Origin of the sequence: Neobacillus niacini (assembly GCF_023715785.1) — a bacterium.
GTDB lineage: Bacteria > Bacillota > Bacilli > Bacillales > Cytobacillaceae > Neobacillus > Neobacillus niacini_E.
Window position 1 is genome coordinate 1 of sequence record NZ_JAMBOX010000013.1, and the last position, 19563, is coordinate 19563.

21 protein-coding genes and 10 tRNA genes are annotated in these 19563 nt (G+C 40.7%); 25 read left to right on the forward strand and 6 right to left on the reverse strand.

The genetic code is table 11. The features are described from left to right. The first annotated feature begins 50 nt into the window (after positions 1 to 50). From M3234_RS20215 to M3234_RS20315, 21 genes are all read left to right on the forward strand, one after another. A tRNA-Asp gene (locus M3234_RS20215) sits at positions 51 to 127 on the forward strand. A 6-nt stretch (positions 128 to 133) separates the two neighbouring features. Then, positions 134 to 209, forward strand: a tRNA-Phe gene (locus tag M3234_RS20220). Positions 210 to 224: 15 nt separating this feature from the next. After that, positions 225 to 297, forward strand: a tRNA-Thr gene (locus M3234_RS20225). A 28-nt stretch (positions 298 to 325) separates the two neighbouring features. Next, positions 326 to 410 (forward strand) — tRNA-Tyr (locus M3234_RS20230). A 5-nt stretch (positions 411 to 415) separates the two neighbouring features. Beyond that, positions 416 to 489: transfer RNA gene (locus tag M3234_RS20235), tRNA-Trp, on the forward strand. A gap of 11 nt (positions 490 to 500) precedes the next feature. Then, positions 501 to 576: transfer RNA gene (locus M3234_RS20240), tRNA-His, on the forward strand. Between the two features lie 39 nt (positions 577 to 615). Then, a tRNA-Gln gene (locus M3234_RS20245) sits at positions 616 to 690 on the forward strand. A gap of 4 nt (positions 691 to 694) precedes the next feature. Beyond that, a tRNA-Gly gene (locus tag M3234_RS20250) sits at positions 695 to 769 on the forward strand. Between the two features lie 8 nt (positions 770 to 777). After that, positions 778 to 852, forward strand: a tRNA-Cys gene (locus M3234_RS20255). 6 nt (positions 853 to 858) lie between these two features. Continuing rightward, positions 859 to 940: transfer RNA gene (locus M3234_RS20260), tRNA-Leu, on the forward strand. Between the two features lie 216 nt (positions 941 to 1156). Beyond that, on the forward strand, positions 1157 to 1939 hold the full coding sequence (locus tag M3234_RS20265) for an NUDIX hydrolase (RefSeq protein WP_262306451.1): 783 nt from the start codon (positions 1157 to 1159) through the stop codon (positions 1937 to 1939). 60 nt (positions 1940 to 1999) lie between these two features. Further along, entirely contained in the window at positions 2000 to 2698 is a 699-nt protein-coding gene (pnuC, locus tag M3234_RS20270; RefSeq protein WP_262306452.1) for a nicotinamide riboside transporter PnuC, read from the forward strand. Further along, positions 2695 to 3723, forward strand: coding sequence for a multifunctional transcriptional regulator/nicotinamide-nucleotide adenylyltransferase/ribosylnicotinamide kinase NadR (gene nadR / locus M3234_RS20275; RefSeq protein WP_262306453.1), 1029 nt, complete (start codon positions 2695 to 2697; stop codon positions 3721 to 3723). Before pnuC ends, nadR begins: the two co-directional genes overlap by 4 nt. A gap of 143 nt (positions 3724 to 3866) precedes the next feature. After that, a complete protein-coding gene (locus M3234_RS20280) occupies positions 3867 to 4337 on the forward strand; it encodes a hypothetical protein (protein WP_262306454.1) in 471 nt (156 codons plus the stop codon). 102 nt (positions 4338 to 4439) lie between these two features. Next, a complete protein-coding gene (locus M3234_RS20285; protein WP_262306455.1) occupies positions 4440 to 4691 on the forward strand; it encodes a hypothetical protein in 252 nt (83 codons plus the stop codon). A gap of 21 nt (positions 4692 to 4712) precedes the next feature. Continuing rightward, the gene (locus tag M3234_RS20290; protein ID WP_262306456.1) at positions 4713 to 5954 is read left to right on the forward strand and encodes a tetratricopeptide repeat protein; all 1242 of its coding nucleotides are present in this window, start codon (positions 4713 to 4715) and stop codon (positions 5952 to 5954) included. Positions 5955 to 6126: 172 nt separating this feature from the next. Next, the gene (locus tag M3234_RS20295; protein WP_262306457.1) at positions 6127 to 6903 is read left to right on the forward strand and encodes a hypothetical protein; all 777 of its coding nucleotides are present in this window, start codon (positions 6127 to 6129) and stop codon (positions 6901 to 6903) included. 5 nt (positions 6904 to 6908) lie between these two features. Beyond that, entirely contained in the window at positions 6909 to 7280 is a 372-nt protein-coding gene (locus M3234_RS20300; RefSeq protein ID WP_262306600.1) for a GntR family transcriptional regulator, read from the forward strand. Continuing rightward, positions 7277 to 7993 (forward strand): ABC transporter ATP-binding protein, encoded by a 717-nt coding sequence (locus tag M3234_RS20305; protein ID WP_262306458.1) that lies wholly within the window; start codon positions 7277 to 7279, stop codon positions 7991 to 7993. The genes M3234_RS20300 and M3234_RS20305 overlap by 4 nt, the downstream gene beginning before the upstream one ends. After that, positions 7986 to 8900, forward strand: coding sequence for an ABC transporter ATP-binding protein (locus tag M3234_RS20310; RefSeq protein WP_262306459.1), 915 nt, complete (start codon positions 7986 to 7988; stop codon positions 8898 to 8900). Before M3234_RS20305 ends, M3234_RS20310 begins: the two co-directional genes overlap by 8 nt. Then, positions 8893 to 9843, forward strand: coding sequence for an ABC transporter permease (locus tag M3234_RS20315; RefSeq protein ID WP_262306460.1), 951 nt, complete (start codon positions 8893 to 8895; stop codon positions 9841 to 9843). Before M3234_RS20310 ends, M3234_RS20315 begins: the two co-directional genes overlap by 8 nt. 197 nt (positions 9844 to 10040) lie before the next feature. Here M3234_RS20315 and M3234_RS20320 read toward each other — a convergent pair whose 3' ends face one another. Continuing rightward, complete coding sequence (locus M3234_RS20320; RefSeq protein ID WP_262306461.1) at positions 10041 to 10883, reverse strand: MurR/RpiR family transcriptional regulator; 843 nt, start codon at positions 10881 to 10883, stop codon at positions 10041 to 10043. Positions 10884 to 11041: 158 nt separating this feature from the next. On the opposite strand from M3234_RS20320, the gene M3234_RS20325 reads away from it, so the two are divergent. From M3234_RS20325 to M3234_RS20340, 4 genes are read left to right on the forward strand one after another with little or no spacing between them, the layout of a single operon-like run. Continuing rightward, a complete protein-coding gene (locus M3234_RS20325; protein WP_285858562.1) occupies positions 11042 to 11917 on the forward strand; it encodes a DUF8171 family membrane protein in 876 nt (291 codons plus the stop codon). Beyond that, the gene (locus tag M3234_RS20330) at positions 11904 to 13601 is read left to right on the forward strand and encodes an ABC transporter ATP-binding protein (RefSeq protein WP_262306462.1); all 1698 of its coding nucleotides are present in this window, start codon (positions 11904 to 11906) and stop codon (positions 13599 to 13601) included. Before M3234_RS20325 ends, M3234_RS20330 begins: the two co-directional genes overlap by 14 nt. A 1-nt stretch (position 13602) precedes the next feature. Further along, positions 13603 to 14421, forward strand: coding sequence for an energy-coupling factor transporter transmembrane component T family protein (locus M3234_RS20335; protein ID WP_262306463.1), 819 nt, complete (start codon positions 13603 to 13605; stop codon positions 14419 to 14421). A 15-nt stretch (positions 14422 to 14436) separates the two neighbouring features. Beyond that, positions 14437 to 15216, forward strand: coding sequence for a PHP-associated domain-containing protein (locus tag M3234_RS20340; RefSeq protein ID WP_262306464.1), 780 nt, complete (start codon positions 14437 to 14439; stop codon positions 15214 to 15216). A 55-nt stretch (positions 15217 to 15271) separates the two neighbouring features. Here the strand turns inward: M3234_RS20340 and M3234_RS20345 are convergent, their stop codons facing one another. From M3234_RS20345 to M3234_RS20365, 5 genes are read right to left on the reverse strand one after another with little or no spacing between them, the layout of a single operon-like run. Next, complete coding sequence (locus M3234_RS20345) at positions 15272 to 15682, reverse strand: metal-dependent transcriptional regulator (protein WP_262306465.1); 411 nt, start codon at positions 15680 to 15682, stop codon at positions 15272 to 15274. Positions 15683 to 15736: 54 nt separating this feature from the next. Then, entirely contained in the window at positions 15737 to 16618 is an 882-nt protein-coding gene (locus M3234_RS20350) for a metal ABC transporter permease (RefSeq protein WP_262306466.1), read from the reverse strand. After that, positions 16619 to 17542 carry a metal ABC transporter permease gene (locus M3234_RS20355; RefSeq protein WP_262306467.1) on the reverse strand — a complete coding sequence of 308 codons (924 nt, stop codon included), beginning with the start codon at positions 17540 to 17542 and terminating at the stop codon, positions 16619 to 16621. Beyond that, on the reverse strand, positions 17517 to 18281 hold the full coding sequence (locus tag M3234_RS20360) for a metal ABC transporter ATP-binding protein (protein ID WP_262306468.1): 765 nt from the start codon (positions 18279 to 18281) through the stop codon (positions 17517 to 17519). The genes M3234_RS20355 and M3234_RS20360 overlap by 26 nt, the downstream gene beginning before the upstream one ends. After that, complete coding sequence (locus M3234_RS20365) at positions 18282 to 19241, reverse strand: metal ABC transporter solute-binding protein, Zn/Mn family (RefSeq protein WP_262306602.1); 960 nt, start codon at positions 19239 to 19241, stop codon at positions 18282 to 18284. It abuts the gene before it with no gap. Positions 19242 to 19563: the final 322 nt, after the last annotated feature.

Below are 19563 nucleotides of genomic sequence, written 5' to 3' on the forward strand. Positions count from 1 at the left end.
TCGGGCTCATAACCCGAAGGTCGCAGGTTCAAATCCTGCCCCCGCAATACGGTCTGGTAGTTCAGTTGGTTAGAATGCCTGCCTGTCACGCAGGAGGTCGCGGGTTCGAGTCCCGTCCAGACCGCCATTTGTTGGCTCAGTAGCTCAGTCGGTAGAGCAATGGACTGAAAATCCATGTGTCGGCGGTTCGATTCCGTCCTGAGCCACCATTTTGATTCAATTTTGCCGGTATAGCTCAATCGGTAGAGCAACTGAATCGTAATCAGTAGGTTGGGGGTTCAATTCCTCTTGCCGGCACGTTAAGCTGGCTTTTGAATATGATATTGGTGGGGTAGCGAAGTGGCTAAACGCGGCGGACTGTAAATCCGCTCCCTCAGGGTTCGGCGGTTCGAATCCGTCCCCCACCACCATTTATAGGGGTATAGTTTAATGGTAAAACGAAGGTCTCCAAAACCTTTGATGTGGGTTCGATTCCTACTACCCCTGCCATTATCATAATGGCGGTTGTGGCGAAGTGGTTAACGCATCGGATTGTGGTTCCGACATTCGTGGGTTCGATTCCCATCAGCCGCCCCATAAATTTCTATTGAAGATTCAACTGAAATATTATATTATTGGGCTATAGCCAAGCGGTAAGGCAACGGACTTTGACTCCGTCATTCGTTGGTTCGAATCCAGCTAGCCCAGCCAATATGCGGAAGTAGTTCAGTGGTAGAACACCACCTTGCCAAGGTGGGGGTCGCGGGTTCGAATCCCGTCTTCCGCTCCAATCATGATGGCGGCATAGCCAAGTGGTAAGGCCAAGGTCTGCAAAACCTTTATCCACCGGTTCGAATCCGGTTGCCGCCTCCATCATATGCCGGTGTGGCGGAATTGGCAGACGCGCACGACTCAAAATCGTGTTCCGTGAGGAGTGTCGGTTCGACCCCGACCACCGGTATCATACAAACGAAAAGACACCCACAAATGTTGATATATTAACATTTGTGGGTGTTTTTTATTTATTGGAAAAATGCCAATGAAATTTGATTTTCATTTTTTCATGAGAGTCAGGTTTTGACGATAAAATAAAATAGCATAATGTGTAAAGAATGATATAATACAAATAACAATTAACAAAATGTTAACCAAAAACTCGAAGTTAGGTGAGCAATGTATGAGCGAGGAATTGTTAAATTATGATGCGAGCAAATATCGTACTCCTTACGGATATACGAGTGATATCGCTGTTTTTACGATTATTTCAACGGAAGTGGGCTCTTATAAGCCGCCTGAAAAAACATTGAAAATCATGCTGATCAAACGAACGGAGAGAACTAAAGAAGGTGACCTTAATACGGAGGGGGGGAAGTGGGCCTTGCCTGGCGGCTTTATTAAACCTGAGGAGACGGCCTATGAGGCAGCCGTTAGGGAATTAAGAGAAGAGACGGGTGTGGAAGGTTTAAAAATCAAGCACTTTGGTGTATATGACAAATTAGGTCGTGACAAAAGGGGATGGATTATTTCGAATGCTCATTATGCGATTGTTCCAGAAAATAAGCTAGTGAAAAAGAAGGCGGCAGATGATGCAGCAGAAGTTGAACTATTCTCGATGGATGAAGTGTTTCAGTTGGACCTCGCTTTCGATCACAAACAAATTATCGATGATGCATTATGGTTCATCAAAAAGGATATGTCATTAACAACGCTGGCCAAAAATTTTTTACCAAAGGAATTTGTCCTGTCTGAGCTGCAGGGGGTATTGCTAACCGTCATGGATGAGCCGTGGCTCAAGCTTGATTCTCAATTTTTCAGAAAGGCTCCGACGCTGCCGTTTATTGAAAAAGTGGTGAAGGACGGAGAGCCGCAAAAAACAAATCGATGGTCAAAAAATAAAGCACAGCTTTACCGATTTAATGATTTTAATCCATATGTTTCTATATATAATGCTAAATACTAATTTTTTTCTTTATTATAATTAACAATTTGTTAACTAATAATTAATAAGGAGCGATGCTGTATGAATATCCTAAGAGGTTGGACCTTGTTTGAAAAGCTATGGCTTGTTACTTTTACCTTAGTGAATGTGTATTTGTTTTTTGCCTGGAAGGATACAATTCTCGGGTTAATTACTTCCATATCAGGTATGCTTTGTGTCGTGTTGGTCGCTAAAGGGAAGGTGAGTAATTATTATTTCGGCATAATCCAAACAGGTACTTATGCCTATATCTCATACGGCTATGGCCTATATGGTGAGGTCATGCTGAATGCATTATTTTATTTTCCTCTGCAGTTCGTTGGCATTTATTTATGGAGAAAACATAAAACGGAGCACACAGTGCATGGGGAAGAAATTCAAATCGGCACTTTAACGAAAAAAGGCTGGATTATTACACTCACTACCTTTTTGGCCGTTTTTGTTCTATACGCTTTCCTCCTAGCAGAACTAGGCGGCAATGTCGTGTGGATTGATTCCGCTACCACGATATTATCGGTTGTAGCCCAAATTCTCATGTTAAAAAGATTCACCGAACAATGGTTATTTTGGATTGTGGTGAATGTACTGTCGATAGCGCTTTGGCTAAAAGCACTGATTTTACAGGGGGGGAACGATGTCTCCATGCTCGTAATGTGGTCGGCATTTCTTATCAATAGCATATACGGCTATTACAACTGGTCGAAGGTCTATAAACAGCAGAAGGGAGCACGAATGGAATGAAGAAGGTTGGATTTTACGGAGGCAAGTTTTTACCTTTGCATCTAGGTCATGTGTATGCCATTATCAAAGCTTCCACGATGGTCGATGAACTATATGTGGTCCTGTCCCATAGTGTCAAAAGGGATCAACAATTATGCGAAGGGAGCAAGCTTCCCTACATTCCAAGTCGGATCAGGCTGCGTTGGCTTTCGCAGCTGACGAAAGATATGGAGCACGTCAAGGTCATTGAAGTAGAGGATCAAGAAGGTGAAGAGGATTACAATTGGAAGGATGGGGCCACGAAAATAAAAGAGGCGATTGGGAAGGATATTAACGTCGTGTTTAGCTCTGAAATGGATTATGACCCGATTTTTAACGAACTGTATCCTGAGGCAACACACATTTTAATTGATGAAAAAAGAAAGCAATACCCGATTTCTGCAACGGCGATCCGCCATAAAGGTGTCTTTCACTTTTGGGACTGCATTCCTGAGGTAGTCAAGCCCTATTTCATCAAAAAGGTCGTCATTTTAGGGACTGAAAGCTGTGGAAAATCGACGCTTACAAGAAATTTGGCACTCATTTTTAACACCACACATGTAAGAGAATACGGCAGGGATTTCTGTGAGGAATTAGGAGGGTGTGATGGGATAATGTTAGAGGAAGATTACCCCATCATTGCCTATGGCCATAAACTGAAAGAATATGAAGCTATTAAACAGGCAAATAAAATTGTCTTTATTGACACTGAAGCAGCTGTCACTCAATTTTATTCAGAACTGTATAATCAGATGCATCAGCGGGTCCTAGATGAAATCGCCCTGATTCAACAGTATGATTTATATCTATATTTAGAACCAGACGTCAAATGGGTGGATGATGGTATAAGAGTGCATGGAGAACAAAAGATTCGTGAAGAAAATAATCAGCGTTTGAAGGGACTATTAAAGGCAAGCGGTATTGAGTTTGTTAGTATTAGTGGGACCTATCAAGAGCGGCTGGAAATATCGATTAAGACGGTACGAAGAATGTTTGAAGAGATATAGAAATCCTTCTAGTGGCCATGTTGGCCACTGGAACCGCTCCTGTGGGATATGTTGAAGAAATTTCACAATAACTCCATTTCTGCTTGTTTGAGGATGGTATGATATGGTTGTCAAAGTTAACTTTAGTACCTGGAGTGGTAAGAATGAAAAAAGGAAATCTATTTGTAAGTATTATAATAATTTTTGTCGTCTCGTTATTAATCCCGAACTTTATTAATAATATTCGATCTAAATTAGAGACGGCCTTTGGACAACCTAATTCCTTCTTTTCAGGCGTTGGAATAGGTGTTAAGAAGGAAAAACTCGGTTATTACGACATGGAATATGGGATAGATGAAGTTGACGATGTAAAAATCCACCTTCCAAATGAAAATGTTAATTTAAATTTATATGGAAACGTAATAAATAGTTCTGAACCCTTAGAAGTAATATTAAATGGCAAACGAATTTATAAAGAAAAATTGGAGAGTAAAAGAGTAGTTCCTTTTTGGAAGGATATTTACCTAGAAAAAAATTTTGTTGTCAATTTAGAAGGTATTGTATCCAATAAAGGTAATGAAATAATGATAAAAAGTGGGTCCGCAGCAAAGAGGGTTATAGTAAAAGTAGAGTAAACCTTTATTGAATTGTTTTTTTTAAGTAAAAGGCCTATCTGTTAGGGGGGATTTATATGCTAACAAAAAAACCGTTTAGCCAGCCCATACAAAAGTCCTTGAATGAAAATAAATCATTGCAAGATACCAAATTACATAGGGGATATAGAAAAGGTAGACTCTACGTACAATACCTCTAATAACATTGATAAAACTGTTCTTGAAAGTGATGAAGAATTTGAGTTGCGGATCAAACAAATCCCTCCTATAGAAGTGGGACTTGCATTTTTGGATTTTTCACATAAAAATTTATCAAATGAGAATTTACTATTTAGTTTTTCTCTAAAACAGAGCTTGCCCATTGTTTTGGAATAACCGAATGTGTTTTATGTATCCTTGAAGGATGTAGAAGATCTATTCATATTCAATCAAGAAATTCTCCTGAAATATCCCTTACAGGTTTCTTTAACCGTTCTGGAAGGTACCGTTATGGCGGACACCCAATCGTTTACCATAAAAATGAGTAATTATGACATTTCCTGTCATCCGGTCTATCTCAACAAGCTGTTTTTTGAATCGGGTGAGGAATATTGCAAGCGCATAGATAACACGCCTCTGTTAAATATCGGAAAAGTGAAACTGAAGAAGGAACAGTATAATAGTGAACTCGGGCTTTTCCAGGGTTATCTTGAAACGCATAAATGGTCTGACGGAGCTGTCGAATTTGATTACGAGGCTTTCCTTAAAATAGATAAGGTAAATGCTAGAAGACTTTATATTTATGGTGAAGAACATCCTGTTTATTCACAATTTAAGGTAGTCGATCACAAAGTGCAATTGGATAACACCAAGATTATTTTTGACAGTCATACATATCTCATTAGCAATATGGAAGAAAATGAATTCAATACTACAGCTAAATTAGCCATTCAAGGGGATGCCGCTGCTCAATATAGGCTGGGTGAGATTTATTTTCATGGTAAATTAGGGAAGGACATGAATTTGAATAGTGCAATAAGCTGGTTTCAAAAGGCCTATCTTCAAGGAAATGCAAAATCCTTAATCCAATTAATTCATATTTTTATTCAAAGACTGCTACCAATTGACTTATTAAAACAGTTGGAAGATTTTTTAGAGGAAGCCCTGCAAGAGGAGGGGAGTGAAGTCCAGTATTTGTTTGCAAAGTCGTTTGCTGATGAAGAGAATGATGAACGGGCCGCAAGCTGGTTTAGAAAAGCGGCTCTCCAAGGGAACAATGAGGCGGTTTCCCAGTTGTTACTTTTGGAAAAAAGTAAGTTAATCCCCCAAGGCAAAGACGATGCCAGTTGGATTGATTTAAAAAATCAAGAAACAATAAAACTTGTTAAAGATGATAGAAAGTTCATTGCTTCCATCCATTCAATTAAGTTTATAGATCCTAAAGAAGTTAGACTGGAAGTTACGGATCTTATTGGGGAATTAAATGTAAACGATAAGCTTGTTTTTTATAAAAATGGGAATGCTATCTCTTTGAAAAACTACGCGGTTAAAAGATTTTTAAAACTAAATCTTCCAAATGGAAAAACAACGATGAAAATCTTTATTAACGGCACTAAATTTGATATAGATACAAAAAGTGATCAAGTGCGAGTAGAATGATCATCCGAAAAATAAAAAACTACTGACAAATACACAAAGCCGATACTTTTAGTTCATAAAAGTATCGGCTTTTTTAGGATTTAATAATGGTCCGCCCCTTGACGCGCAACCTTGTATTAGTGTACTATTTGAGTAGAACACTAATACAAGGTTGCGAGGGGGTTATAATTATATGTCTGCTTTTCAAGGGCTGGTGAAAAAGGACTTTGTGATTTCAAAGTCTTGGTTTCTTTTTTGGCTCGTTTTTATATCTCTGTTTTTAATTGTGGCACTGGCACTGGATCACTATATTCTTGAGCCGCTAACGTTTCTTCCGGTTGCTGTATTGCTGTTGCTGTTTTTTCACGCATTTTTTCTGCCATCTATGTTATTGTCCATGCTGCGGCTGGAAGGAAAAACTCAATTATGGCTCTATAATCCACAAAGCAGTAAGGAGCTATTATTATCAAAAGTCTATGTCAGCCTTGTCTATCAAGTGGCCACCCAGTTGTATTTAACGGCAGTCGGTTTAACAATTTATCAATTTTTCAAAAGTCAAATTCTTATTGAAGCGAGCGACTTAGTTGCCGGCACGATCATCTTCAATCTCGGACTGTTATTGTTCGGTTTATATGTGTCGTGTTGGGCGATGTTTTATTGGACCGTCTATCACTCCTTGGGGAAATTTCCAACAATCAAAGGTTGGCGCTGGCTCTTACTACTGCTCATCTTTTTTCTATACAATGTTATTTTCACGCTTTTGACAAGGATACCAGGTTTCAAAGAGGTCATGAACAAATGGACGATACCAGTATTTGCAGGTCCGAATTTTAGCCACAAACAAGGCAGTTGGGAGATTTATTTGAATGCAACAAATATCCCGGTGCTCGGACTTCTGTTTTATGTGATCCTTGCTGTCTGCTTATTCCTGATTTCTTGTTGGTTACTCGACAGAAAAGTTGAGGTGTAATCATGATGGCAAAAGATTTCCAGGCATCGAAACCAATTTATATCCAAATAGCCGATCACCTGTCGTCCCAAATTGTAAGAGGAGAAATGAAAGCAGGAGAAAAACTGCCTTCTGTTCGGGAAATGGCGATTCAAACAGGTGTTAACCCAAACACCATTCAAAGAACCTATAGCGAGATGGAGAGGATGGGAATCGTGGAAACAAAGCGGGGGCAAGGGACCTTTGTCACTGAAAATGAGCAGGTCCTCCAAGCGTTGAAGACTCGGTTGCAGACCGATATTATCGGTGTATTTGTCCAAAGCATGCAAGAGCTTGGTTTTTCCCAGGAGGAAATGATTCGGGGCTTACAGCAATACTTTAGGGGGGAACAGGGGTGACCATTAAACTAAGTAATGTTTCGAAACGATATGGCAAGGATTTTTCTTTAAAAAATGTTTCCCTCACACTTGATACCGGGAAAATTTATGGGCTGCTCGGGCCAAATGGCAGCGGGAAGTCGACGACCTTAAAAATGATTGCCGGGCTTGTTTATCCGGACCTCGGCCAGGTGGAAGTGAACGGCGAAGAAGTTACCCGGAGAATTAGCCAAAAAGTCGCTTATTTAACGGAACTGGATATGTTTTATCCCTCCTTTACAGTGGGAAACATGGTAGAATTTTATGCATCACAATTCATCGATTTTGATAGGAAGAAGGCTAAACAGCTTTTACAGGACATGAAGCTGGATCCTGTTAAAAAAATAAAACAATTGTCAAAAGGAAATCGAGGCAGATTGAAATTGGTTCTGGCTTTGGCAAGAACAGCACCGGTCTTGCTTCTGGATGAACCATTTTCCGGACTTGATCCGATGGTGCGTGATTCGATTGTGAAAAGTATGTTGTCCTATATTAATTTTGACGAGCAGACCGTCATTATTGCCACCCATGAAATCGATGAAATTGAACCGCTTTTAGATGAGGCGATTGTCATTTTCAATGGGAAGATCATCGACCAGAAAAATGTCGAAGACCTAAGAGAAGAAGCAGCGCTATCCGTTCTCGAATGGTTTAAATCGACAATGGCGGAAAGGGAGAGGAACAATCATGAGTAGTCCTGTTGTGGAATTGAAACATGTCACAAAAGTAATCAAAGGGAAAAAAATCATTGATGATTTAAGCTTCACGATTGAAGAGGGCGAAGTATTCGGCTTTTTAGGGCCAAATGGGGCTGGGAAAACCACGACCATCCGGATGATGGTCGGCCTGATGGGGATCACGTCTGGCGAAATCTTGATTTGCGGTAAGAATGTGGAAAAGGAATTTGAGGATGCACTAAAAAATATTGGCGGGATTGTCGAAAACCCTGAGTTATACAAATTTTTAACCGGGTATCAAAATTTGATGCAATATGCCCGGATGATGAAGGGCATTTCCAAGCAGAAAATTGATGAAGTCGTGGACTTTGTTGGGTTGAAAGACCGAATTCATGATAAAGTGAAAACTTACTCGCTTGGAATGCGGCAGAGGCTGGGATTGGCCCAAAGCCTGCTTCATGACCCGAAGGTGATGATTCTTGATGAACCGACCAACGGTCTTGACCCGGCGGGAATACGAGAGATTCGTGATCATTTGAAAAAATTGACGAAGGAAAAAGGGATGTCCGTCATTGTCTCCAGCCATCTGTTAGCGGAAATGGAAATGATGTGCGACCGCATCGCGATCATTCAACACGGAAAGCTCGTTGACATCCAAAAGGTTCACGACTTTAAGCAGGAAGAGAAACAGAAATATTTCTTCGAACTAGATTTAAGTACGATCACATCCCTTAAAAACCTGGATTTATCCTATGAAAAAGTGGAAAATGGGATTGAAATCGAGCTGGAAAAACAAGACGTCCCAAGTATGATTCAATTGTTCGTCGAAAAAGGTATTCGTATTTTTGAAGTGAAACCAATTGCCAAATCGTTAGAGGAGCGTTTCTTAGAAGTCACAACCGAGGGAGAGAAGGTTCATGCATAATCTCATTGTAAATGAATGGATCAAAATATTTAAACGTCCCGGCACCCATGTGATGATTGGCCTGCTGGTTCTCGCCATCATCGGTACAGGGACATTAACCAAAATCTATGGCGGCAATCAAGAGGCTAATCCTCAATGGGAACAGCAATTACAGCAGCGGATTGCAGAGGATCAAAAGCAAATAACCGAGCTGCCCTCCACAGCCGTTACGTATAAGAAAAATTTAGAAAGGCAAATTGCCCTTAATCAATACCGGTTGGACCATAACATACCACCTGATACAAAGTACACGGGGTGGTCATTTATCAAAGAAAGCATGGCACTTATATCGTTTGCAGGTTTATTCACGATTATTGTGGCCGCGGGGATTGTCGCCAGTGAGTTTAGCTGGGGAACGGTCAAGCTGCTATTGATTCGGCCGATCAAACGATCCAAAATTCTCTTATCTAAATATTTCACGGTCATCTTATTTGGCCTGCTGATGTTGACGATTTTGTTTGGCGGTGCCGCCATTTTCGGATTTGCTTTATTTGGAACGGGTGACGTCAGCCAAGTGCATCTTGCCTACTCCAATGGGAGTGTTATCGAGCAAAATATGCTCCTCTATTTGATCAAGACGTATTTCTTGTCATCCATTGATGTCATCATGATTACGACCATGGCCTTTATGATTTCCGCTGTATTCAGAAACAGTTCGTTGGCAGTCGGCTTATCCATTTTCCTGTTATTAATGGGTGGACAAATCACCACGTTAATTGCATCACGGTATGAGTGGGCAAAATATATTTTATTTGCGAATACAAACCTAACCCAATATTTCGATGGCGTCCCATTGGTTGAAGGCATGACTGTAGGCTTTTCCATAATCATGCTGCTGATTTACTTCTTCGTCTTTCAACTATTGGCTTTTGGCGTATTTACAAAGAGAGATGTCGCAGCGTAATGATGCCTGGGGAACCGTCTCTGGCCGTTTTCCAACCCCTATTGACGGCGGTCAATCATATAAATATTAAAATATAATGTAAACCAAAAGCGTTCCACAGTCTATGTAAAAGGTCCCTGACGATTCTAGCATCAGGGACCTTTTTGCCAAGACAGCACCATCCAGTCAGTGATGAGTCAATCTAAATAAAAGACAATCTAATGTTTCCTAGGCAGTATCTCCTTATATATTTTGCGCAGTTCACTTAGTTTTTCTAAATTACGAAGTGATTGTTGCTCTAGGTATTGGCCAATCCCTAGAATAAAATTTTCAACTAAAAATGTTGGCGCAATCATCGAATGAAACTCCCATAATTCGCCACGATTCGTATAGAAGATATAATCGCCTTCGTCTTGAAAATCAGAAATGAGCAGATCAGTAATGATGATGGTTTTATAGTTTACTCTCTTCGCATAATCCAGAAGCACAAAGGCTTCAGGTGTCATGGCCACAAAACCGAATAAGAAGATCACATCTTCCTTTTGAATGTGCATGAGCGATTCAAATAATTCCTGTCCATTTTTCTGAAGGATCTCAATATCTAACCCAAATCGATCTAGACGATGTTTCATGAGAACAGCAATTCCTTCAGCTGATGCTGGTGCGTGAATGTATAGTTTTCTACAATTGGACATAAGGGTAATAGCTTCTTTGAATTGTTCAGAATCCAATTCTTCTAACGTATTTAGAATTTGATTGTTAGAAATTGCTAGTAAGTGTTCATGAATGCTTAATTGCTGATTTTGGATTTGTTCTAACGAATTTTTTAATTTTTTCTGCGGTGAAAGCTGCTCCTTTTCCAATATAGCAGCTTTAAAAGCTTTAAAGTTTTCATAGCCAATCTTTCTCCAAAATCGCGAAATAGTGGCATTGCTAACCCGTAGTTCATTTGCCAGCTCAGTTTCGGAATAATATAAAATTCGTTCCCCGCTTTTCTCGATAAAATCAGCAATCCGCTTTTGACTTGACGTCAGTTCAGGAACATCCCAATTAAAAATCAAATTCATCTCCTCCTATATAAAAGTTTATCACAAAATGAAAAAATTCTTACATAAATTAATTTGTGAAAAATTATTACAGATTCATAACATTCATTTAATGGGTAATTTACAATCCCTCCATATAATGAAAGTGATAATTGATAAAGGGGAGAATTACTTTGATAACAAAACCGTATGAATTAACGCAGTCTCAAAAAATGATGGTTTTTATTCTGTCGATGTGTCTTTACGGATTAAGTAACATGTTTACCGAACTTGTACCATCTGTTAATGTAGGTCCAATTGAATTGTCGATTGATGCATTTGCATTTATTCCTTTAACCCTCTGTATTCTGTTCCATCCGGTATATGCGGCAATTGGCGCTTCTACAGGAGAGTTGATTTTTGGTGAATTAATGCTTGGTCAATTTGGCGGCATTGGTGAAGTTGAGAAGTTTATCTTGTTCTCTCTTGGTATGTGTATCGGAGGCATGATTGTACGTGATCCGAAGAAAATCTCACAGGTTGCGGTAGGGGCAATTGTCGGTTATGGTGTATTCCTTGTCTTTGCTACAATTGTTGATATTTTAAAGGTTGTTATTGGTGTTGAGGATTTCGAAGCTGTTCCAGGGTTGGCTGAAAGTATTTTTGTTGTTGAAGGTGTTGAATTTTTAACAGATCTTATCTTCTCGGGGACTTTATTTGTTTTACTTCCAACCATTTACTTAGTGCCACGATTATACGGAAAAATGGAGCCGTTATTAGGAATGAAACCACGTAATAACAAAGTGAGTATTTCATTGAATAAGATTATTACGCCTAAATTTGTAGTAACTGGTCTTGTTTTAGCTGTAATTGCTTTTGGTGCAGAAGTATTATCTGAATCAGATGTTGAATTTGCAGTGTGGGAACCGGAATTTGTTGATATGTATGGAAATCAATTTATTTGGATTATTATTGGTGTTGCTGCAGTATGTTCGCTTGCTATCATTTTATTTATGTTGAAAAAAGGGAAAGAAGCCAGTTCAGGAGAGGAAATAAATGATGCACTCTAAGCCATTAGTGGAAGTAAAAGATGTGTCATTTGAATATCCGGGAAGTGAAACCAGGGTTTTAAATCGGGTGTCATTAACAGTGGAGGAAGGAGAATTCTTAGCGATTATCGGTGGGAATGGTTCCGGAAAATCAACTCTTTGCAAAACACTGAATGGTCTTATTCCTAAATTTTATGTTGGTGAGTTTGAAGGAGAGGTCATGGTAGATGGCCTAGATACCTCCAAGCATGATGTTGCTGACCTATCGAAAACAGTTGGGTATGTGTATCAAGATTTTGAAAATCAGTTATTGCGTCCCACAGTACTGGATGATGCTTCTTTCGTACCACTAAATTATGGATTACGGGACTTTAAAGAACGTGGAAAATGGGCCCTCGAAGTAACCGGGCTTTCCCATTTAGCGAATGCATTTGTATGGCAATTAAGCGGCGGACAAAAACATTTGCTGGCATTGGCAGGGGCCATCGCGATGAAACCAAAATTATTAATCGTAGATGAACCCGTTGCCCAGCTTGATCCTCAGCATGCAACACGCATCTATGACGTATTAAAAAAATTAAATGAAGAATATGGCACAACCATTATTACGATTGAACATCATACAGAATTTATTGCAGCTTATTGTAACAAAGTCATGCTAATGGATCAGGGGAAAATGGTTTGGAAGAAGGATGTTCGTGAGGCACTTTGCAGTGTGGATGATTTGGTTACACGCCAAATTCATCCCCCTCAAGTCACAATGGCAGCCTATCATGTCAATCGTGAGGGAAACTATCCGATTACCTTGGAGGAAGCGATTGAGCATTTTAGAGGGAGAGTTCCAGCCGTCTATGAACTCCCCTTCCAAACCAAAATCGAAAAAGCGCCTGTTCTCGCCTTACAGGACATTACGGTACAATATCAAGCGATTCATAAAGAAAAGAAAACGGCGCTGCAAAATCTATCTACTAGGTTGTTTAAAGGAGACAAAATCGCATTAGTCGGGAATAACGGCTCAGGGAAATCGTCATTGCTAAAGGTCCTAGCAGGAATTGTAAAACCCCAACAGGGAAAAATGGAGTTAGTTGCCAATCAATTACCTAACCATTCACCTGAAACTCTTTCAAATCATGTTGCGTATGTGTTTCAAAACCCTGAAGAAATGTTTATCGATGATAGTGTTCGGAAGGAAATAGAGCACTATTTAAAAGCAAGAAAGGTTCATGATTATACTAACCAAGTTGACCAAATCTTAGTGGATTTTGATTTAACAGAATTGCAGCATCAGGATGCACGTTTGTTAAGTGGTGGTCAGCAGCGGCGTGTTTCACTTGCAATCGGAGCGGCAATAAAGCCTTCTGTTATTATTCTCGATGAGCCGACAGCCAATTTGGATATTGCCACAAAGAATAAAGTAGTTGCGATGTTGAAAAGGTTAGAATCTCATGTGGATACGATTATTATTGCTACCCACGATATGCAGCTTGTCTCTGAATGGGCAGAGCGGGTACTTGTTATGAATAATGGACAATTGATTGCAGACGATGCAAGTGAAGTCATTTTTCGAGATGAGGAAATCCTACGACGTGCGGGTCTAGTTCCACCTCAAATTATCAAATTGTGCAACGAACTTCATTTCCCGCATTGTCCAACGATTGAATCGTTTGTAGAGTACTGGAATCTTGCAAAAGAGCGAGGTGCGTAAATTGGAGTTTAGCAAATTTATTCATGAAAAGGTTTCTCTTGAATATATAAAAAATGAGCTTATTAGAACGGCTTATAGTGTTGAGGATAATTTTCTTACTAAGCTGGATCCACGCGTATTGCTTGTTTGGTATTGCTACTTTGCCATAGTTCCATGGTTTATTCATAGCCATGTTGTACTTGTAGGCTATTTGATTTTTATGGTTTTTCTAACCTATAAAGCAAATGTCAGTCCACTTATTCTAGCAGTACTGGGCCTTGGTCTCTTGAGTGAAATGTTTATTCTCTTCTTGATTTCTCTATTTTTTGGAGGAAACGTAGAAACAGTGCTGCCTATGTTTTGGCTAAGTATTAAATTAGGTGGAATATCGCTTGCTAGTGTCGCTGTTTTTACAAGTTTGAATCCGGAAAGATTTAGCGATGCCCTCTTACGAATGGGTTTTCCGGAAAAGTTTTCATTTAGTGTCGCCTATGGATATAGAATTTTGCCGACATTGTTTGAAGAGTTTCAGCAGATTATATTATCATACCGGCTCCGAGGTCAGGCGCCAACTAAAAACGGGATTTTTTATTTGCGAAAAATAATCTATTTTCTACTAATCTTTGTTAAATCCTTTTATCCACTCATGTTGAATACGGCGAAACGTTCCAGAACGACAGTCGAAGCGTTGGAAACAAAAGGTTTTAGTTATGGGGGAAATAATCGTGAAATGATTAAGCTGAAAACAAGTTATCTGAAATTTAGTTATATGGATTACTCATTTATTATGATTTCAATCTTTTATTTAATTATTGTTCATGCTTTGCATTTTGTCTTATAAAAGGGAGTGCTTCAATTGAATTTTGATTTTCATACACATGGTAAATTAGCGAAAAAGTTTGATTTCTCGGTGGACTATTACATGGAGATGGCAAACCATGCTCTACAGAGTGGGCTTGATGGCGTAGCCTTAACGGAACATTTTAATACGAAAAATTTTCATGAGGTCTATGATACGTTGGATGCACATTTTCCATATGAAGATGGGCATTACAATATCCAAGGTCTAAAGGTTTTCCCAGGGATGGAAGTGGATATCAAAGAAGTTGGACATATTTTATGTATTGGGAACAGACAGGATATCCGTGCTTTGCGAGCAGACTTGAATGACTATACAGAAGAAGGGACATTTATTCCGTTTGAAAAACTATTAAACTTCCGTCTTTCCTATGACATGCTTGTTATTGGTGCCCATCCTTATCGCGAGAGCACGCCATTAAAGGATTTAGATCCATCTTTATTAAAACAGCTGGATGCATTTGATTTAAATGGGAAGGATTTGCATACGCGTGGGATAGAAGTAAACTCCATGGATGTGCAGAACTTCGCCGAAAATCTGTCTAAGCCGGTCGTAGGCGGCAGTGATACCCATCATTTTAAGCAGTTCGGTGCAGTTTACACGGTGCTTGATCAAGAATGCAATACAATTGCTGAATTAAAAGAAGCTGTTATAAATCGACAGTTCCATGTTAAAGTCGCTCAGGATTTGCCTGAGAGGGTATCCGAAGCGATTCGCTTAAAAGCAATTGAAAAAGAAAAGCTGAAAAAACTTAGTTTGGAGATGCGTTTTTCCTAGTAATCTGCAAAAAAAGGTGGCGGGCACCATCCAAGGTGCCCGTTTCCTATTCCCCCTATGGGTCAGAAAACTGAGAAAAAGACTGAACAAGAGATGGATGCTGACAGAAGAATTCGTTTAGCTTTGTAAGTCGATTGATCAAAGCGGGTGGGAGGTTGTATTGAATGGCTTCCAGTTCTTTTCTTAGTTGGTCTTCCTTTATTCCTATCATTCTTAAGAAATTTAGTAACACATCCTGTTCCTTGACAAGGGTTTGGCCCAGTTGTTTCCCTTCTTCGGTAAGATTTAATCTCCCATAGTACTCATATTCCAGCAATCCGAGATTAGCTAATTTCTTCACCATTCGCGTGACAGCCGAACTATTCACCCCAAGCGCCTTGGCAACATAGAGGGGAGGGACCCCCTCCATGCAGGCCCCAAGTAAATAGATATGTTTGATATACTGCTTCATGGTAGAAGTCAGCATGTTTTTCACCTTCTTCTCGTAAAAATCTTTCCGATATCCATCATTTATAAAACATTACTCCATTGCCGAAGTTTTGACTGGTTTGAGAAATTTGGAAATCAGTCCATGATTCGGTGCGAAGAGGAAGCTGAATAAGAATAAAATCCCGGTCGCAAACGCCATCGACCCCGATATCGAAGTATCAATCCAGGCTGCGATATAATAGCCAACCACGGCTGAAATGACCCCAAAACATCCACTTAGCAATACCATCATCGAGAGCCGCTCTGTCCACAGATAAGCCGATGCAGCTGGTGTAATCAACATCGCCACGACCATGATCGCTCCAACCGCATCGAACGAGGCAACCGTTGTGATCGAGACTAGACTCATAAATACATAATGCATGAAGAGGACAGGGATTCCCAAACTGGCGGCAAGCGCAGGATCAAAAGTGGTAATTTTCCATTCTTTATAGAAAGCGATGATGGAAATGAGCACAATCAGAAAAACAAGAGCTAATAACGCAGTTGCTTTGGGCACTTCCCCGATGATCGGTAATGAAACTTTATCCCAAGGAATGAATGTGATCTCTCCCATTAAAGCATGCTGCACATCCAAGTGGGCGTTCCCGACAAACGATTCAATTAAAATCACGCCCAGGGCAAATAACGTGGTAAACACCGTGCCAATGGAAGCATCCTGCGGAACATCAAGTGAATGCAGCCATTGAATGAACAATGCTGTCAGGATGCCTGCAAAAATAGCGCCGATCAGCATATGCACCCCACTTAGCTCGCGGGTGATGATAAACGCAATGACAATCCCGAGCAGGACGGTATGACTGATGGCATCTGCCATCATGGCCATTTTTCTCAAAATCAAAAACACTCCAATGACGCCACAGGACATCCCCACTAATGAGGCAGTGACTAGAATCCACGCAGTATAGGTCATTTATTGTCCCTCCTTTTTAGCTATCAAAGGGGAGATTAGTTGCTGCTGCCTGACCTGTTTTCTTTGGATTCTCAGCTGCCAAAATTGAATGACAATCCCTTTTTCTTTACCCAAAAAAAGTGAGACGATAAACAGGCTCGAGGCCACCATGACGATAAACGGTCCGGTCGGCCAGCCGCTGCCAAGGGCACTGATGAGGGTGCCTAGTGCCCCAGACACTCCACCTAATGCAGCGGAGATGATAATCATCTTTTTAAACGAATGCGTCCAATACCTGGCACTGACAGCAGGGATAATGAGTAAAGCAGCGATTAAAATCACGCCGACTGCTTGTATACCGATGACGATTGTCGTGACAAGAACGATTGTATATAGACTGTTCATCCCTTTTAGTGACATCCCGATTCCTTTGGCAAACTGGGGATCAAACAAATAGATCTTCCATTCTTTAAAGCCAATAACCGTAATCGCTATCACTAATAACGCAAGGATGAGCATCGTCCATACATCGGTTTGAACCATTGAGGCCGATTGCCCCAAAATAAACCCGCTTAAGCCGCTTTGGTTTCCTGCTGTCCGATTAGCGACCGTTAAGAGCATGATGCCAAGCCCATAAAAAATCGATAAAATCATGCCCATCGCCGCATCCTCTTTTATTCTGGTCGACGATCGGATCCATTGAATAAAAAACGCGCCGATTAACGCACTAAAAGCTGCGCCGCTGATCAGGATGAGCAAATGTTTTTCCCGGAATAGCAGAAAAGATAGGACAACACCAGGAAGGGCCGCGTGCGCCAAGGCATCACTCATTAGACTTTGGCGCTTCCAATAGGAGAGGCATCCCACTGTCCCGGCCGCAATCCCCAGAATCATCGTGCTAAACAATACCCATTGGGTATTACTGTTCAACAGGACGGACCACATGAAACTTGCCCCCTCTCATCCCGCGCATATTCCCGCCATAGGCGGCGGCGATATTTTCATCGGTGAATACTTGTGCCGTCCTGCCATGCTCAACGACGGTCCGATTTAAAAATAAGACATGGTCAAAATAATCTTCCACTGTTTGTAAATCATGATGGACGACCAGCACCGTTTTTCCGGTTGCTTTTAATTCCTTGAGGATGTTCATGATGGCTCGTTCTGTTGCGGCGTCCACCCCTGCGAGTGGTTCATCCATAAAATATAAATCGGCATTCTGCACTAAAGCCCGGGCCAAAAACACGCGTTGCTGCTGACCGCCGGAAAGTTGGCTGATTTGCCGCTCGGCATAATCAGCCATTCCCATTTTATCCAAGGCTTCATACGCTTTTTCCTGGTGAAGCTTTGCTGGTCTTCTGAGCCAGCCGATTTGTCCATATAATCCCATCATCACGACATCGAGAGCGATGGTCGGAAAATCCCAATCCACCGAACCCCGCTGTGGCACATACCCGATTCTTGTCTTCATTTTTTTAAACGATGCCCCAAAAAACTGGACCTCACCTGTTAATGCGGGATGAAGTTCCAACAGTGTTTTGATTAACGTTGATTTTCCTGCACCGTTAGGACCGACAATCCCTGTTAAAGAGCCCGCCTCCACGGCAAAATTGACATCATGTAATACGGTATTTTTTCGATACGCTGCGGCTAAATCGTTTACTTTTAGAACCACCTTACCCATTTACTGATTCCCTCCCATTAGTGCCTGGTAGATGGTATCTACATTATGGCGGTACATACCGAGATAGGTTCCTTCCTCTTTCCCTGCTTCGCCCATGGCATCCGAGAATAGCTCGCCTCCCAGCGCCACTTCTACTCCTTTACTCCTGGCGCCTTTAATCACCGCCTGAATTGAGCTTTCATTAATACTGCTTTCGACAAAAACAGCCGGAACTTTATACTCCGTAATCAAATCAATCGTATTTTGAATATCTGAAACCCCAATTTCCCCATCTGTACTTAAGCCCTGCAGGCCAACTACCTCCAGACCGTGCATTCTGCCAAAGTAACCGAACGCGTCATGGGCCGTCACGAGCACCCTTCGCTCTTTTGGAATGTCCGCGAGCTTTGCCGCTTCCTTTTTTAATTGATCCATTTCGGCAAAATAGGCCTCCTTGTTCTTTTCAAGGTCATCTGCATTCTCAGGTGAAAACTCTTTTATTTCTTCTACCGCTGCGGCTAGTGCCTGTTTCCATAGATCAATGTCAAACCAAATATGCGGATCGACTGCATTATTCTCATCCTTCAGTAAAGAGGAATCCTCAATCTTATCTCCGATGCCGAGCACTGGTTTCGTTTTAGCCATTTCTTTGAAGATATCGACCATGTTCGCTTCCAAATGCAATCCATTGTAAAAAACGATATCTGCATCTGAGATTGTTCGAATGTCCCCATGTGTTGCTTGATAAAGATGCGGGTCTACAGACGGTCCCATTAAACTTTTTACCTCCACCAGCTCCCCGCCAATTACAGATAGTGGTTCACCAATTTGCGCAATCGTGGTGACAATCTTTATTTTCTTGTCATTGGAATGACCAGATCCTCCATCCTTTATCTTCGTTACTTCTTGCTTATCACCACAGGCTGCTAATAAAAACACGAAACACATGGGCAATAAACTGTACACGATTTTTGCCATCATTCTCACTCTAAACTTCCTCCTTTTCCCTAGGGCAACTTTTTTAGTTATTTACAACATATATGAGGACGAGTAGATTTGTCAAACAATTTTACATATTATAAAAAAAGTTTACAATAGGAAACTTTTTTGGGAAAGTAAACAATCACACAGCCACCCTGTTTATATGAAGGTCCGATGTGAAATTACTATTGGATAAAAATAATAAATTTTTCAATAAAAAAAGCTCTTTCATAGACAGAGCCGTTTAGATGGAACGTTTTCTCTACTTTCAATTTTAATGGAATTTGTCCATTCCTATTCTTCTAAATCCCTTTTATTGACA

What these genes read in the sequence shown, in the direction of transcription:
- M3234_RS20265 (WP_262306451.1), top strand. Translation starts at nt 1,157, where the DNA reads ATGAGCGAGGAATTGTTAAATTATGATGCGAGCAAATATCGTACTCCT.
- pnuC (WP_262306452.1), top strand. Translation starts at nt 2,000, where the DNA reads ATGAATATCCTAAGAGGTTGGACCTTGTTTGAAAAGCTATGGCTTGTT.
- nadR (WP_262306453.1), top strand. Translation starts at nt 2,695, where the DNA reads ATGAAGAAGGTTGGATTTTACGGAGGCAAGTTTTTACCTTTGCATCTA.
- M3234_RS20280 (WP_262306454.1), top strand. Translation starts at nt 3,867, where the DNA reads ATGAAAAAAGGAAATCTATTTGTAAGTATTATAATAATTTTTGTCGTC.
- M3234_RS20285 (WP_262306455.1), top strand. Translation starts at nt 4,440, where the DNA reads ATGAAAATAAATCATTGCAAGATACCAAATTACATAGGGGATATAGAA.
- M3234_RS20295 (WP_262306457.1), top strand. Translation starts at nt 6,127, where the DNA reads ATGTCTGCTTTTCAAGGGCTGGTGAAAAAGGACTTTGTGATTTCAAAG.
- M3234_RS20300 (WP_262306600.1), top strand. Translation starts at nt 6,909, where the DNA reads ATGGCAAAAGATTTCCAGGCATCGAAACCAATTTATATCCAAATAGCC.
- M3234_RS20310 (WP_262306459.1), top strand. Translation starts at nt 7,986, where the DNA reads ATGAGTAGTCCTGTTGTGGAATTGAAACATGTCACAAAAGTAATCAAA.
- M3234_RS20315 (WP_262306460.1), top strand. Translation starts at nt 8,893, where the DNA reads ATGCATAATCTCATTGTAAATGAATGGATCAAAATATTTAAACGTCCC.
- M3234_RS20330 (WP_262306462.1), top strand. Translation starts at nt 11,904, where the DNA reads ATGATGCACTCTAAGCCATTAGTGGAAGTAAAAGATGTGTCATTTGAA.
- M3234_RS20345 (WP_262306465.1), bottom strand. Translation starts at nt 15,682, where the DNA reads ATGCTGACTTCTACCATGAAGCAGTATATCAAACATATCTATTTACTT.
- M3234_RS20350 (WP_262306466.1), bottom strand. Translation starts at nt 16,618, where the DNA reads ATGACCTATACTGCGTGGATTCTAGTCACTGCCTCATTAGTGGGGATG.
- M3234_RS20355 (WP_262306467.1), bottom strand. Translation starts at nt 17,542, where the DNA reads ATGTGGTCCGTCCTGTTGAACAGTAATACCCAATGGGTATTGTTTAGC.
- M3234_RS20360 (WP_262306468.1), bottom strand. Translation starts at nt 18,281, where the DNA reads ATGGGTAAGGTGGTTCTAAAAGTAAACGATTTAGCCGCAGCGTATCGA.
- M3234_RS20365 (WP_262306602.1), bottom strand. Translation starts at nt 19,241, where the DNA reads ATGATGGCAAAAATCGTGTACAGTTTATTGCCCATGTGTTTCGTGTTT.